Genomic DNA, 13,031 nt, shown 5'->3' with positions numbered 1-13,031 from the left:
TTATCCCCTCTCGAATCCATCTGTGATGCGCATGCCACCGCTCGGCAGCGCAGCCAGCAACGCCTGTGTGTATGGCGCCTGAGGGTGATGCAGTACATCCCCAGCGGGACCATGTTCCAGGATGTGCCCCTGCCTCATGACGCTCAGCTCATCGCACACACCTGCCTCTCGCACATCTTCGACATCATGAGTGATGAGAAGCACGGCGTATCCGTCGTCGGCTAGCTCGCGGAGCAGACCCAGGATTTCCCTGGTGAGCTGCGGATCCAGCGCAGATGTCGGCTCGTCCGCAACTAGCGTCGTGCGCCCAGTTGCCAGTGCCGCAGCAATCGCCGCTCGCTGCGCCATCCCGCCGGAAAGCTGGTGCGGGAACATCGTCGCCGCACTTGGCTCCAGGCGCACCTGTTCCAATAGCTTTACGACGTCACCATCCGTCCCGTTCCGCCCTGCAGCTCGGAGAATCTCGGCAAGCTGCGGACCTAGGCGACGTACCGGAGTGAAGGACAACGCCGGAGCCTGGGGGATGAGAGCGGCAGATCGTGCAGCGGGGTTTCGCTGGCCTGCGACGATAATGTCGCCACTGACCTTGGCCTGCGGTGGTACCAGACCACACAACACCCGACCCAGTGTGGACTTACCGGAGCCGGAGCCACCGATGAGACCGTGGACAGTGCCGGGAGTGATGTTGAGTGTCGCATTGACGACGGCAGGAATGGTGCGGTGCTTGTCGGACGTAATGGTGATCGACAGATTAGTGACGCCAGAATCGCGGTCAGTAAATGAGACTGTGGGAAGGTCGGCGCTGGCTCTCGGTGCCGGCATGTCGGGGCGCGAACTACCTAGTAGTACCTCCTTCGGCACTACCGCCACCAAAGACAACGACGCAGCTAGAAGTGCGATTCCCGGCACGACCAGCACCCACCAAGCACCGAGCATGATGTCCGCGCGAGCCTGATCCAGCAACGTGCCCAAAGATGGAAAATCTGGTTGCAAGCCCAAACCCAGGAACGACAGTGCGGATTCATGCCACACCGCATGAGGTACCAGCATAAGAACGGCAATAACCGCCTGTCCCATCGCGGATGGGAGGAGGTGATTGGTTAGGACCCATCGTCGTGAAGCTCCCGCGCCATACGACGCAGCGACATATTCAGACTCGCGTGCAGTCAGCACCGTCGAGCGAACAACGCGAGCAACTTGAGTCCAGTGTGTGATGGCGATCGAGATGATCAGCGCAGTGATTGAGCCACGGAACAGCGCGACGATGACGACGGAGAGAATGAGATGCGGGATGGAATTGACGGCATCGGTGAGGCGCATCAAAATGCGATCGACTGTGCCGCCGAATGCCGCGGCGAGAAGGCCAACAATGACTCCGATTGCCGTTGCAGCCAGCGCTGATACCACTCCAATAAGAAGGGACACGCGCAGGCCGAGGGCAGTGCGAGTCCACAAGTCGAAGCCGTAGTGGTCGGTGCCAGCGATGAACTCACTACTTGGGGCTTGTAGGGCGCGCGAGAAATCTGCCGTCGGAGCTGGCCAGATCAATGGCACCACCAGAGCAAATGCGACCACGATCAGCAATGGGACGAAACGCCACCAGCGGGGTTTTTGGTGGGAGGACGGGGCTCGGGTGGAATCAGACATCGGTCACCCTCGGATCCACGAACTTATACGCGACATCGGCGAGGAGTGAACCGACCATGACCAGTACAGTTGTCAGCACCGTGGTGACGGCAAGCAACGGAAAGTCGACGGTACGCGCAGCGTCGATGGTCGCTTCTGCGATGCCAGGCCAGGCGAAAACAGCCTCGACAATGACCGCGCCGACGACAAGTTCTGACAGCCGGCCACCAATGAGAGTCACCAACGGCATCAGGGACATAGGTGCAATGTGCATCGCTACCACACGGCGGGACGACAGCCCGCGCGCATACGCCGCTTCCACAGCCGGCGAGTGCATAGCCTCCGCCGTCGCTTGACGAACCGCCAGCAACGGCCACGGCAATTGCGTAAGCGCCAACACAACCGCTGGACCCACCAGGTACGGCCCGATCGTGGACATCGTTGGGTCATACCCAATCGGCGCAGCGCCACCCGCCGGAATAACCTGCATAATCACTGCAAAAACCATGAGCACGGCGAGTGAATACACAAACGATGGAGTCGCACTTAGGAATACCGACAGCCCGATGCACAACTTATCGACGACCCCGCCCGGTCGTCGTCCCGCAAACACACCAAGGGCGATCGCTAGAACAACAGTGATTGCAATGCCGGTGGCAGACAGCAGCAGGGTCCAAGGCAAACGCTCGGCCAATACCTGTGTAACCGGACGAGTATAGGAACGGGAGTAGCCGAGGTCGCCAGTCAACACACCTGCGCACCAGTCCCACCAGTGCTGATACCACGCCTTATCGAGTCCAAGAGCAGCTTCTAGGCTGTCACGCTCGGCAGTAGACATGGCAGTCGTGTGTGCACCTGCGTAACTCTGTAACGGGTTAAACGGCGACAATGCTGCCAGTGCAAAGATGACAAATGACACCACGATGCTGATGAGGGCAATGGCGACGAGTCGCCACGCGATCATGGGCGCGAGGCCGCGCAGGTTATCGCGATCGCGAAGGGCCGCTTTCACGCGCTACTGCTTCCACTGCCCAAGGTTCCACCACGGGCCCCAGGTGGCGCTATGCAGATGAGGCTCCAGCACCGCTGAGCCCTGGTCCCACGTGTTTTCCTGTTCGAGATACACATGATCAGCGTAGGCAAGGAACACCGACGATGGGTTGTCCAGGTACAGCTCTTGAACGTCTCGGTAGGCCTGCGCACGCTCTTGCGGATCTTGTGCAGCACGAGCCTTGTCCAACGCTGCATCTAGTTCCGGTGAACCGTGATCGCCAGGGTTGTCGTACTCTGACGTGTCTTTCTGACGAGAATGCAACAAGTCGTAGACCAACAAATCCACATCGTACGGAGACGTACCGCCCGCTAACACGACCGCGACCTTGTCCATCTGTGGCGTGATCTCATCCCAATTGGATGCCTGAGGTGTGAACTTCACACCGGTTTTCTCCATTTGAGCTGCGAATTCCACGGCCATATCGCGACGCATCGTGTCATCCCCCACATACAGCAGTGGAATCTCGGCCTTTACCCCGTCCTTCGCACGGACCCCATCGGGGCCTTTGTGCCAGCCGGCGTCGTCGAGAAGCTTTTCAGCCTGAGCAACATCGTGCGCAAACACTGCGTCCGGATTGTGCGCGTCGCCATAGAACTCCGAGATAGGATGTGAAATCGGCGTGCCGTGCCCTGCCATCGGGCCTGCGACCATTGCGTCACGATCCACCGCAAGGTTCAGCGCACGACGCACCTCCGGAGCCCGCAAAAATGGCGTGTCCGGCAGCGAAATGGAGCGCCAATCAGCCGACGGCGTTGAGACCACCCGCAACCCCGGCTTATTCTCGTAATTCTTCGCCATCGACGGAGCGATGATCGCGCCACTGAGCTCGCCGGTAGCAACACGCTGCGCACGCGCCGCATCGTCCGCGATCACGGCAACAACCACGTCCTTGATAGCGGGAGTGCCGGCCCAGTAATCCTCGCGGGCCGTAAACCGAGCCTCGTTCCCCGTGTGCTCCTTCAACACATACGGTCCCGTTCCCACCGGGCGCTGAGCAAGCGGCCCACTATCGACCGTCCCCTCCCCGACCAGCTCGGATGGCGCAATTCCGAGTGTTAGTCGCGCCGGAAAATTGCCATACGGGAGGTTCAGATGGAACGCCACAGTTTGCTTATCGGCGACCTCGACATCTTCAATCACCGAATACATGTGGGAAATTGCCGAGCCAGTGGAAGCGTCCCGGGCGACATCGTAGGTGGCTTTTACGTCGGCGGCATCGAATTCGGAGCCATCAGAAAAGGTCACATTGTCGCGAAGGGTGACGGTCCACGTCTTGCCATTCTCGCTGGGTTTCGGCGCTGTGTCAGCGAGTGCTGGTACCAGATTGGGGATGCTACCTGGACCGTTGGTCGGTTCCGGACGGAGCAGCCCGTCATAGACCATGCTGACCCCGGATTCACTGTGACCGAAAGCTGGGTGGTAATTCTCGTCTGAATAGCCACCCGACAGAGTGAGCCGGGTTGGGTAGTCGCCACCATTGTGCGCGGATGTAGCGTTTCCTGTTCCACAAGCTGCCAAGGCCACGCCGGCAAGGATCGCTGTCCCTGCCATAGCCAGATGCCGAGCCGACAGCCGATTCATTGAAAATACCCTGCTTCCCAGGACCTGTGACGACCTTATTGCGAACACCAAATACCCCTCAAAGTTATCACTTTAATGGGGTAGCCCCAACAGTGTTAGCTTCTGCGAATGTACGCATATAGGCAGGTCAGAGCTGGCAAGTCAGCGCTTGTGCACGAAACTGTCGCCCCAGACCAACCGACCAGCAAAAAAAAGACCCGCACCGAAGTGCGGGTCTTTCCTATTTGGTGCGCCCGAAGGGATTCGAACCCCTAACCTTCTGATCCGTAGTCAGATGCTCTATCCGTTGAGCTACGGGCGCGTGGCGGAGGCGAGAGGATTCGAACCTCCGGCCCGCTAACGCGAGCAACTCCTTAGCAGGGAGCCCCATTCGGCCACTCTGGCACGCCTCCGCGAGAACCAGTCCACAAAGACCAATTCATCTCCCGGAAGTTTACATAACCAATCGACGAAAGGGCAAAACAGCTGCTACCACTGCTATCGCGGTCAACAGGCAAGCGCTAAAGTTATCTCCATGACTTCGCCAGATGCCCAGAACACTGCACCGCATATTCGCCCGGACCTCGACGCTATCGCGGCCTATGTCCCGGGCAAGACAGTTCCTGGTGCACTCAAGCTTGCATCGAACGAAATGGCCCACGCGCCGCTTCCCCAGGTCACTGATGCCATCGCGCAGACCATTAGCACCCCGGAGACAAGCATCAATCGCTACCCAGACATGGGCACTGTTGCGCTGCGCAATGAGCTTGCTTCCCATCTCGGTCTCCCCGCCGACAACATCACCATCGGCTGTGGTTCCTCAGCGCTGTGTCTCCAGCTTGTGCAGATAACTGCTGGCCCTGGCGATGAAGTGATTTTCCCATGGCGCAGTTTCGAGGCGTACCCGATCCTCACGCGCATCACTGGCGCCACCCCGGTTGCTATCCCGCTGAACAGCGAGTTCCGCAATGATCTCGACGCGATGGTCGATGCGATCACCGAACACACTCGTCTGATTTTCGTCTGCAACCCGAACAACCCGACCGGCACCACGGTGACGCGCGAAGAGTTCGAGTCCTTCATGGCGAGGGTGCCCGCACACATCGTGGTCGCACTCGACGAGGCTTACATCGAGCTTGCCGACGACACCACCCGAGGCACGATGCTGCATTCGGAGGAGATCGTCGCAAAGTATCCGAATCTGGTTGGCCTGCGGACGTTTTCGAAGGTGTACGGGCTCGCTGGGCTCCGCGTGGGGTACGCGTTTGGCGATACGCGGGTGATCGAGGCGCTGAATAAGGTGTGTATTCCGTTTTCGGTGAACACGTTGGCGCAGGTCGCGGCGACGGAATCGCTGCGCGCGGGCGACGAGTTGCGCGAGCGTATCGCGAGCGTGCAGGAGCAGCGAGTGCGGGTCACCACTGCGATTAACGTCGCTGCCGGTGCAGAAATTGTGGTGCCGGATTCGCAGGCGAACTTCGTATGGATCCCAGAGGAGCGTGTGGCTTCCCTGGGCGCTGCGCTTGGCGACGATCGCCTTCAGACCAGCGTCGACCTCGCTGCTGCATTGGCAGACAAGAAAGTACTGGTTCGCTGCTTCGCGGGCGAAGGCGTGCGCATCACGGTGACGACCGCCGAGGAATCTGACCAGCTGCTGGCTGCGTTGGGCGTTTAAACGATGTGCACGACAGCGTTTCGACCGCCGGTGCACGTCACAACATCGCCGTCATCAGTGCAGGTCATGGTGTAATTCAGGCCGGTTGTTGGACTGTAGGCATTGACGGTGCCTTCCAGCTCACCTGAGTCCAGGTACTTGTCGACGACCGCGTCGCGCACATTCGACACAAAACCACAGGTTGTGGTGCTGGTTCCAGCGAAGTAGAGGTTGAGATCTCCAGGGTCGCCACTGCCACCACACTTTGTCCAGCCTGCAGGCTGTGTCCAGTTTTGGGCGCGTGCTGGGGCTTCTTCGGTGGTCTCTTCGGCAGCGCCGTCGTTGTTATCGCTGTTCGCACCCTTATTGGCATTGTTTGCGCCTTCGGCGAACTGCCCGGAATCGTTCGAACCGGAATCGGACATCATTGTGTATCCCAGGTAGCCACCCAGCGCGAGGACGATCACGCCCAAAATTGCAGCGATGACGATGAGCAGACTCGTGTTATCCCGCTTCTGCTTTTGTGGCTCTGGTTGCATGGGTGACATAGCCGGCATTGGCTGAGGCTGGGGTGGCGACTGTCGAAAAGGATTCTGCGGTTCCTGATTCCACCGAGAATCACTGGACCATGCCTGGTTGTTATCTACAGAAGTCTCCTCCGGATTCGAGCCACCGCCATAACTGCCATATCCGCCAAAACCATTGTTTTGCTCATTACCCGACATAGCGACAACTCCCCTTTGCAACCAGCACTTACGCTCCATTCAAGCGCAACTCCAGGATAATGCCAAAGCCGGATTACTATCTGGAGGGGAACTTCTTTAGGTGGGAACTTACTTTCGAAAGGCTGGCGCTCCCGAGTTATCCCATACACGGGAGAGGCCGTCGATAAGTGTCACTTCATCTTGCGAAAACACGTTGATTACCCCGTCCACCGGGCAGAACAATGCGACCGATGCGTCACTTTCGATGCGCGCGATAATGCCACGCACGAGTGGGCGAGGCTCCTCAAGCTGCCACTCGCCAGTGGCCCAGAAGCCTACGTGACTCTCGTTAATCGCGTTTTCCATGAGCGCGGACGATACCTACTTCCCCAACTAGAGTGCAAATAAAAAGTGCGAATGAAAAGGAACTTTTCCCATCGTCCCCGCATCTGATTACTGAGGAAAGGGGAAAAGTCGCGTGTATTCGTTAAAGAAGCTTCAGCGTCGCTTTCTGCACAGTGGTGAGGTGCAGATCGGCTACGGCCTCTCATGGTTTATAGCGGTGGCAGTGATATTACTTCTCGGAGTAGTCCTTTTGTACAAGGTGTACGAGGCATTCACTGAATATCCGATTAACGGGTTCACGGGCCCCGAAAAGGCTGCACTTTTGCGGACTTTCTTATTCATTTTGCCCTGTGGAATCGTTTGCCTTGTCACACCGTGGCTGACGCTATTGCCCCGCAATATCCGCATGAATCGCTTGATTGTCACGCGACAGGGCATCACAGTGGGAGGCATCTACGTCGCATGGGAATACGTTACTGACGTGCAACGAGAGCACATCAAGTACCCGCGCCTCTTTCCCGAGTATCGCGCGAAGCTAGTGCTTGTCGACGAAGCGACTGCCCCACTAGCAGTCCAACACAACGGATCCAGACGAGGACGTACCATCGCCAAGGCAGCCAACGAAAGCCGCACCCTCATGATGCATTACCCGCTTCTAGCGGCAAGACCCAACATTCTGGTCAGCTTCCTCATGTGGGCACACAGGAATCGGTGCTGCGTTCCTGCATAAATTGCGGAAGTGGAGGGATTTGAACCCCCGGTCCGTTTCACGGGACGCTCGCTTTCAAGGCGAGTGCATTCGGCCACTCTGCCACACTTCCTCATCGCTAAAGGCGACTTGCACATCATAACCAGCAAACGGGGTTTAAGAAAAACTGGCACAACGGCGATACACGACACCAATCGTCGTTAAGCTAGGGAAGCATGAAGGCTATCATCCAAAAAGATCTGGAAGACCCTCGTTCTCTCGAATGGTCCGACGCGCCAACCCCTGAACTGGCGGATGGTGAAGTCCTCGTCAAGGTGCGTGCGGCGGCCGTGAACCGCGCCGACATTCTGCAGGCACGTGGCTACTACCCACCCCCAAAGGGCACCACCGATATTTTGGGGCTGGAGTGCTCTGGCGTCATTGAAGAAGTCAAGGGCAATGTTCGTGGTTGGCAGGTCGGCGACGAAGTGTGCTGCCTGCTCTCCGGCGGCGGTTTCGCCGAGTACGCTGCCGTCCCAGCCGGTCAGCTGCTGCCCCTGCCCGAAGGCTATGACTTCGAGCGTGCAGCTGCGATGCCAGAAGTCGCGTGCACAGTGTTCTCAAATGTTGTGATGATCGCCGGCCTCAAGGAAGGCGACCTTTTCCTCGTCCATGGTGGTGCCGGTGGCATTGGCACGTTTGCCATTCAGATGGCAAAGGCTCTCGGTGCCCGCGTCGCAGTTACTGCGGGTTCCGCTGAAAAGCTGGAGACGTGCAAGGAGCTGGGCGCGGACATCCTGATCAACTACAAGGAAGACACCTTCGAAGAGATCATCGCTGCAGAAGGTGGCGCGAACGTCATCCTCGACATCATGGGCGCCAAGTACCTCGACCGAAACGTCAAGGCGCTGGCTCAGGATGGGCACCTCATCATCATTGGCATGCAGGGTGGTGTCAAGGGCGAGCTGAACATTGGTCGCCTGCTCTCCAAGCGTGGCTCTATCACCGCGACTGGCCTCCGCTACCGCGATGCGGACGACAAGGCGCACATCGTCGCCACCACAGAAGACACCGTGTGGCCACTGCTTGCCGACGGCTCCATTAAGGACTTCATCCACACCACGATGGATATCCGCGACGTAGCGAAGGCCCACGAGCTCCTGGACTCCGGAGCGGTCTCCGGCAAGATCGTGCTGACAGTACCTGCCTAGCCAGGCAGGGCTTAACCCAGCGAGGCGACGGCGCGGACCAACTGGTCGACGTCGTGAGGCGTGTTGAACGGCTGTAATCCCACAGCTACCGCACCGTCGGACTCGTCGAGTCCCATCGCTGCCATCAGTGGCGAATCGACAGAGTTCACGACGCTAGTGACCAAGCCGTTGTCCATCAGACGACGAACGACAGTTTTCGCCGGCACCCCGTAAACAATGAAGCTCAGACGCGGGATGCGCTGCACTTCGGTGTAGTCGAGGTCATCATCATCAGTGTTGTCGTTCACACCAATAATGTGGACACGTGGCAGCAGCTCGAGCGAATCAATGAGACGGTCCGTCAGCTGCGACAAATAGCGCTCAACCTGCGGCATCGACTGCACAATCCGATGCCGACGGGTACCTCTCGCCAACCGATCCAGGTCCGCCAGGTGTCGCACCGATTCCGACACACCACCCAGCAGCGATGGCGATACCCGCGCAATTTCCAGGCGTTGTGGCCCCTGCACACTTTGCGACGCCCACATCGGTGTCATCCGCTCGAACATCGTGGGATCGCGGAATACAAGGGCAGAAACGTCGGGTCCACCCCACGCGGCGGCGTCGAGAAGCACAATGTCAGCGCCGAGCTTATCCATATCAATGATGCGGGAAGCTGCGTAAGCGGAAGCGTCGACAAGAACCCAGGCATCGCTGGATTCGTGAACCTGCTGGCAGATCTCAGCGACCGGTGCAACGGTGCCCACAAAAGGATCCGCAGCGGGCACAACGACGAGGCTCGTGTGCTCGTCGACCAAATCTCCGTACTGCCACTCTGGGACAGCACCGGTAGCCAAATCCGCTTCGGCAATGCGCAGCTCGGCCCCAAACATGTCGGCACCGCGACGGAATGGCAACTGCATGGTGACATCGCCCGTGCGCGTCACCACAATGTTTCTACCAATGGACATACGGCGACCGAAAGAATGCACGAAAGTGTGCACCAACATCTCGCGCGATGAACCGAGCACCACACAATTAAATGGAGCGCCCGCAACATCTGCGAACGCCCGGCGCGCCATCGCCTCAAACTGGCCTGCCGCGGTGGATCCAGCCTCCAAGGACCGGGAGTGAGAACCCGATGCTGCTTCACCGGGAAGCGACTTGGGAGCGGCACGGAAAGAGGTGGTCATTGCCGACAGGACGCGCTCTGGAACCTGAGCACGTTCACCTCCGTTGAGGTACGTCCAGCCGTCGGACAACGAGGAATAGAATCCTCGCGTTGTGGGCACATCAAATGCCATGACCACCCTTTCTGTCATCACTTAGAGCATCGAATCTGCTACCCCAACTGGGCCAGCAGGCAATGATGCCAGTACTGGATAGTATGCCCCGTTCGACACTCCACGGACACCTGCGGGTAGGGACTTAGCCACCCAGGCGGGTAGGTTAGGAGCGTGACTACACCAGAACATACAGGTCACCCGGTGGAAGATATACGGGCCGCGGTTGGCCGCATGATTGACCCCATGCCAGCGCAGAGCGCACCTCCTTCGAAGTCGCGTACCTTCGGTGCCGCGTGGAAGGATCTCGTCGTTGGTTTCGGCCAGCGCGAGTTGTGGTTGCAGCTCGGTTGGCAGGACATCAAACAACGCTACCGACGCTCGACTCTTGGCCCATTGTGGATCACCATTGCGACGGGCGCGATGGCACTGGCCTTGGGTTTGCTGTATTCACTGCTGTTCCAGCAGGAACTGTCATATTTCTTGCCCCACTTGACGGTGGGCTTGATCGTGTGGGGCTTCATCTCGGGCTGCATTAAAGATGGCTCGATGGTGTTCATTGAGAACGAAGGCCTCATCAAGCAGTTGCCGTCGGCCCTCAGTGTGCATGTCTATCGCCTGGTGTGGCGTCAATTGTTGTTCTTCGCCCACAACATGGTGATTTGGGCCATTCTGGTGGTGATTTTCCGGCCAAACCTGGGATGGCAGTTCCTTTTGGCCATTCCAGCGCTGATGCTCATCGTGCTCAACGGCGTGTGGGTCACCATGTTCTTCGGCATCATTGCCACCCGATATCGCGATGTCGCGCCACTGCTCGACTCGTTGATTCAGCTGGTGTTTTATATGACGCCTATCGTCTGGACGACCAAGACGCTCACTGAACAAGGTGGCGCTGTCGCAGAGCGCGCTCGGATCGCGGAGCTCAATCCGCTGTACCACTACCTCGAAATCGTCCGCGCTCCCCTGACCGGCGAACCACTTGCTGCCTACCACTGGTGGATTGTGTTGGCATGCACTGTCGCCGGGTTGGCCCTCGCTCTGCTCGCGATGCGTCAGTGGCGTTCGCGCGTCAGCTACTGGGTCTAGCCGAACTGCTTGGGTCTAGCCGAAGCTTTACCGCAAAGGAATTTTCATGGTCAGCATTGATACCTACAACGCATGCGTTGACTTCCCTATTTTTGATGCGAAGTCACGCTCTATGAAGAAGGCGTTTCTGGGGGCTGCCGGTGGCGCTATTGGTCGCAACGACTCCAATGTTGTTGTCGTCGAGGCGCTGAAAGACATCAACCTCCATCTCCGCGAGGGCGACCGCGTCGGCCTCGTCGGCCACAACGGCGCGGGAAAGTCGACCCTGTTGCGCCTGCTGTCGGGCATTTATGAACCGACGCGGGGATCGTCGCAAGTCGTTGGTCGCGTGGCGCCTGTGTTCGATCTGGGCGTCGGCATGGACCCGGAGATTTCGGGCATGGAGAACATCATCATTCGTGGTTTGTTCCTCGGTCAGTCGCGCAAGCAAATGAAGGACAAGCTCGATGAGATCGCCGATTTCACGGAGCTCGGCGACTACCTCCACATGCCACTGCGCACCTACTCCACCGGTATGCGCGTGCGTTTGGCTCTCGGCGTGGTCACATCCATTGAGCCGGAGATTTTGCTTCTTGACGAAGGCATCGGCGCAGTAGACGCCGCATTTATGGCAAAGGCCCGGGAGAAGCTCGTCAGCTTGGTGGAACGCGCTGGTTTGCTGGTGTTCGCGTCTCACTCGAATGATTTTTTGGCGCAGCTGTGTGACACCGCGCTGTGGGTGGACCACGGCCAGATTCGTCAGGCTGGCACGGTTGAAGAGATCGTCGAAGCATACGAAGGTAAGGAAGCGGCGGATCATGTTCGCCGTGCTCTCGAGAAGCGTCGTCACGCTGAAAACAGCTGAGCTGTGGAAAGATAACTCACATGTCAGGACAGAATTCTCACCCTTTCGCGGATAGTCGGAAAACGGCGGCGGTCGTCGTCACGCATAACCGTCCGGAGGAGCTGAAAGGGTCGCTGGACATCGTGAACCGGCAGACTCACTTGCCGTCATGGTTGATTGTGGTCGACAATGGCGACGATCCGGCCGTGCGCGCGCATGTGGAGGGGCTGGCAGGCCCGAATACTCCGGAGATTCATTACATCGGGTCCAAGACGAACCTGGGCGGTGCCGGTGGTTTTGCACTGGGCATGTTGACGGCGCTAACGCTTGGTGCGGACTGGATTTGGTGTGCGGATGACGACGGTCGCCCAGAAGGTCCTGAGGTTCTGGAAACCCTGCTTGATGCGGCGTACCGCCACCAGCTGGCGGAGGTGTCGCCGGTTGTGTGTGACATCGCAAACCCAGATCGCCTGGCATTCCCGCTGCGCCGTGGTGTGACCTGGCGTCGCAACCGCAGCGAATTGCTGGCAGACGGTGTCGATTCCGTCGATGCCAGCAACGAGATTCTCCCGGGCATCGCTTCCCTCTTTAACGGCGCGCTGTTTGCGGCGAAGGCTCTGGAGCGCCTCGGCGTTCCTGACTACCGCCTGTTCATCCGAGGCGACGAAGTCGAGTTCCACCGTCGCCTAGTCCGTTCCGGGATGCCGTTTGGCACCTGCTTGACGACGGCCTACCTCCACCCATCCGGCTCCGAGGAGTTCAAGCCAATCCTGGGTGGCAAGATGCACACGCAGTACCCGAGCGACGATTTCAAGCGGTATTTCACGTACCGCAACCGTGGCTACCTCATGAGCCAGCCGGGCATGCGCAAGCTACTTCCACAGGAGTACGCACGCTTCGCGTGGTTCTTCCTCGTGCAGAAGCGCGACGTGAAGGGTTTCACCAACTGGCTGTCGCTGCATCGTCGCGGTCGTAACGAAAACTTCGAGAGGTTCCAGCCAAACCAGTAAACTTGGTC

Annotated in this window: 12 protein-coding genes and 3 tRNA genes; 6 read left to right on the top strand and 9 right to left on the bottom strand. The window is 58.7% G+C overall.

Going from position 1 to position 13,031, the window contains the following annotated elements; genetic code table 11:
- The 5 genes from WG934_RS00845 to WG934_RS00825 all read right to left on the bottom strand — a co-directional run bounded on the left by WG934_RS00845 (window position 1) and on the right by WG934_RS00825 (window position 4,653).
- Window positions 1-1,647: an ABC transporter permease subunit gene (locus tag WG934_RS00845; protein WP_339988296.1), complete on the bottom strand. Its 1,647-nt coding sequence runs from the start codon at window positions 1,645-1,647 to the stop codon at window positions 1-3.
- Window positions 1,640-2,590, bottom strand: a complete 951-nt coding sequence (locus WG934_RS00840; protein ID WP_339988376.1) for an ABC transporter permease — start codon at window positions 2,588-2,590, stop codon at window positions 1,640-1,642. Before WG934_RS00840 ends, WG934_RS00845 begins: the two co-directional genes overlap by 8 nt.
- 51 nt (window positions 2,591-2,641) lie before the next feature.
- Entirely contained in the window at window positions 2,642-4,261 is a 1,620-nt protein-coding gene (locus WG934_RS00835) for an ABC transporter substrate-binding protein (protein ID WP_339988295.1), read from the bottom strand.
- 225 nt (window positions 4,262-4,486) lie between these two features.
- Window positions 4,487-4,562, bottom strand: a tRNA-Arg gene (locus WG934_RS00830).
- Window position 4,563: 1 nt separating this feature from the next.
- Window positions 4,564-4,653, bottom strand: a tRNA-Ser gene (locus WG934_RS00825).
- A gap of 122 nt (window positions 4,654-4,775) precedes the next feature.
- Here WG934_RS00825 and hisC point away from each other — a divergent pair.
- Window positions 4,776-5,915: a histidinol-phosphate transaminase gene (gene hisC / locus WG934_RS00820; protein WP_339976602.1), complete on the top strand. Its 1,140-nt coding sequence runs from the start codon at window positions 4,776-4,778 to the stop codon at window positions 5,913-5,915.
- On the opposite strand, the gene WG934_RS00815 is transcribed toward hisC, so the two are convergent.
- Together WG934_RS00815 and WG934_RS00810 are read right to left on the bottom strand one after the other, a co-directional pair.
- Window positions 5,912-6,619 (bottom strand): hypothetical protein, encoded by a 708-nt coding sequence (locus tag WG934_RS00815; RefSeq protein WP_339976600.1) that lies wholly within the window; start codon window positions 6,617-6,619, stop codon window positions 5,912-5,914. The two genes, hisC and WG934_RS00815, sit on opposite strands and share 4 nt — an antisense overlap.
- A 108-nt stretch (window positions 6,620-6,727) precedes the next feature.
- Window positions 6,728-6,964, bottom strand: a complete 237-nt coding sequence (locus WG934_RS00810; protein ID WP_339988293.1) for a hypothetical protein — start codon at window positions 6,962-6,964, stop codon at window positions 6,728-6,730.
- A 385-nt stretch (window positions 6,965-7,349) separates the two neighbouring features.
- Between WG934_RS00810 and WG934_RS00805 the strand changes: the two genes are divergently transcribed.
- Complete coding sequence (locus tag WG934_RS00805; protein WP_339988291.1) at window positions 7,350-7,673, top strand: hypothetical protein; 324 nt, start codon at window positions 7,350-7,352, stop codon at window positions 7,671-7,673.
- A gap of 4 nt (window positions 7,674-7,677) precedes the next feature.
- Here the strand turns inward: WG934_RS00805 and WG934_RS00800 are convergent.
- A tRNA-Ser gene (locus WG934_RS00800) sits at window positions 7,678-7,764 on the bottom strand.
- Window positions 7,765-7,867: 103 nt separating this feature from the next.
- Between WG934_RS00800 and WG934_RS00795 the strand changes: the two genes are divergently transcribed.
- On the top strand, window positions 7,868-8,842 hold the full coding sequence (locus tag WG934_RS00795) for an NAD(P)H-quinone oxidoreductase (RefSeq protein ID WP_339988289.1): 975 nt from the start codon (window positions 7,868-7,870) through the stop codon (window positions 8,840-8,842).
- Window positions 8,843-8,853: 11 nt separating this feature from the next.
- Here WG934_RS00795 and WG934_RS00790 read toward each other — a convergent pair whose 3' ends face one another.
- Entirely contained in the window at window positions 8,854-10,143 is a 1,290-nt protein-coding gene (locus tag WG934_RS00790; protein WP_339988287.1) for an aminotransferase class V-fold PLP-dependent enzyme, read from the bottom strand.
- A 195-nt stretch (window positions 10,144-10,338) separates the two neighbouring features.
- Between WG934_RS00790 and wzm the strand changes: the two genes are divergently transcribed.
- The 3 genes from wzm to glfT1 are packed head-to-tail and all read left to right on the top strand — an operon-like array spanning window position 10,339 to window position 13,023.
- The gene (wzm, locus tag WG934_RS00785; RefSeq protein ID WP_339976746.1) at window positions 10,339-11,190 is read left to right on the top strand and encodes a galactan export ABC transporter permease subunit Wzm/RfbD; all 852 of its coding nucleotides are present in this window, start codon (window positions 10,339-10,341) and stop codon (window positions 11,188-11,190) included.
- 46 nt (window positions 11,191-11,236) lie between these two features.
- On the top strand, window positions 11,237-12,034 hold the full coding sequence (gene wzt, locus WG934_RS00780) for a galactan export ABC transporter ATP-binding subunit Wzt/RfbE (protein ID WP_339988286.1): 798 nt from the start codon (window positions 11,237-11,239) through the stop codon (window positions 12,032-12,034).
- A gap of 20 nt (window positions 12,035-12,054) precedes the next feature.
- Window positions 12,055-13,023 (top strand): galactofuranosyltransferase GlfT1, encoded by a 969-nt coding sequence (gene glfT1 / locus WG934_RS00775; RefSeq protein ID WP_339988284.1) that lies wholly within the window; start codon window positions 12,055-12,057, stop codon window positions 13,021-13,023.
- Window positions 13,024-13,031 lie beyond the last annotated feature (8 nt).

Source organism: Corynebacterium sp. H78 (assembly GCF_037572275.1).
Classification (GTDB): Bacteria; Actinomycetota; Actinomycetes; order Mycobacteriales; family Mycobacteriaceae; genus Corynebacterium.
The sequence above is the reverse complement of the archived record's forward strand: the minus strand, read 5'-3'. Positions and strand labels throughout refer to the sequence as shown.

Excerpts from the sequence above, each read along its gene's own strand:
- hisC (WP_339976602.1), top strand. The coding sequence starts at position 4,776 with ATGACTTCGCCAGATGCCCAGAACACTGCACCGCATATTCGCCCGGAC.
- WG934_RS00810 (WP_339988293.1), bottom strand. The coding sequence starts at position 6,964 with ATGGAAAACGCGATTAACGAGAGTCACGTAGGCTTCTGGGCCACTGGC.
- wzt (WP_339988286.1), top strand. The coding sequence starts at position 11,237 with ATGGTCAGCATTGATACCTACAACGCATGCGTTGACTTCCCTATTTTT.
- wzm (WP_339976746.1), top strand. The coding sequence starts at position 10,339 with ATGATTGACCCCATGCCAGCGCAGAGCGCACCTCCTTCGAAGTCGCGT.
- WG934_RS00815 (WP_339976600.1), bottom strand. The coding sequence starts at position 6,619 with ATGTCGGGTAATGAGCAAAACAATGGTTTTGGCGGATATGGCAGTTAT.
- WG934_RS00790 (WP_339988287.1), bottom strand. The coding sequence starts at position 10,143 with ATGACAGAAAGGGTGGTCATGGCATTTGATGTGCCCACAACGCGAGGA.
- WG934_RS00805 (WP_339988291.1), top strand. The coding sequence starts at position 7,350 with ATGAATCGCTTGATTGTCACGCGACAGGGCATCACAGTGGGAGGCATC.
- WG934_RS00795 (WP_339988289.1), top strand. The coding sequence starts at position 7,868 with ATGAAGGCTATCATCCAAAAAGATCTGGAAGACCCTCGTTCTCTCGAA.
- WG934_RS00835 (WP_339988295.1), bottom strand. The coding sequence starts at position 4,261 with ATGAATCGGCTGTCGGCTCGGCATCTGGCTATGGCAGGGACAGCGATC.
- WG934_RS00845 (WP_339988296.1), bottom strand. The coding sequence starts at position 1,647 with ATGTCTGATTCCACCCGAGCCCCGTCCTCCCACCAAAAACCCCGCTGG.
- glfT1 (WP_339988284.1), top strand. The coding sequence starts at position 12,055 with ATGTCAGGACAGAATTCTCACCCTTTCGCGGATAGTCGGAAAACGGCG.
- WG934_RS00840 (WP_339988376.1), bottom strand. The coding sequence starts at position 2,590 with ATGATCGCGTGGCGACTCGTCGCCATTGCCCTCATCAGCATCGTGGTG.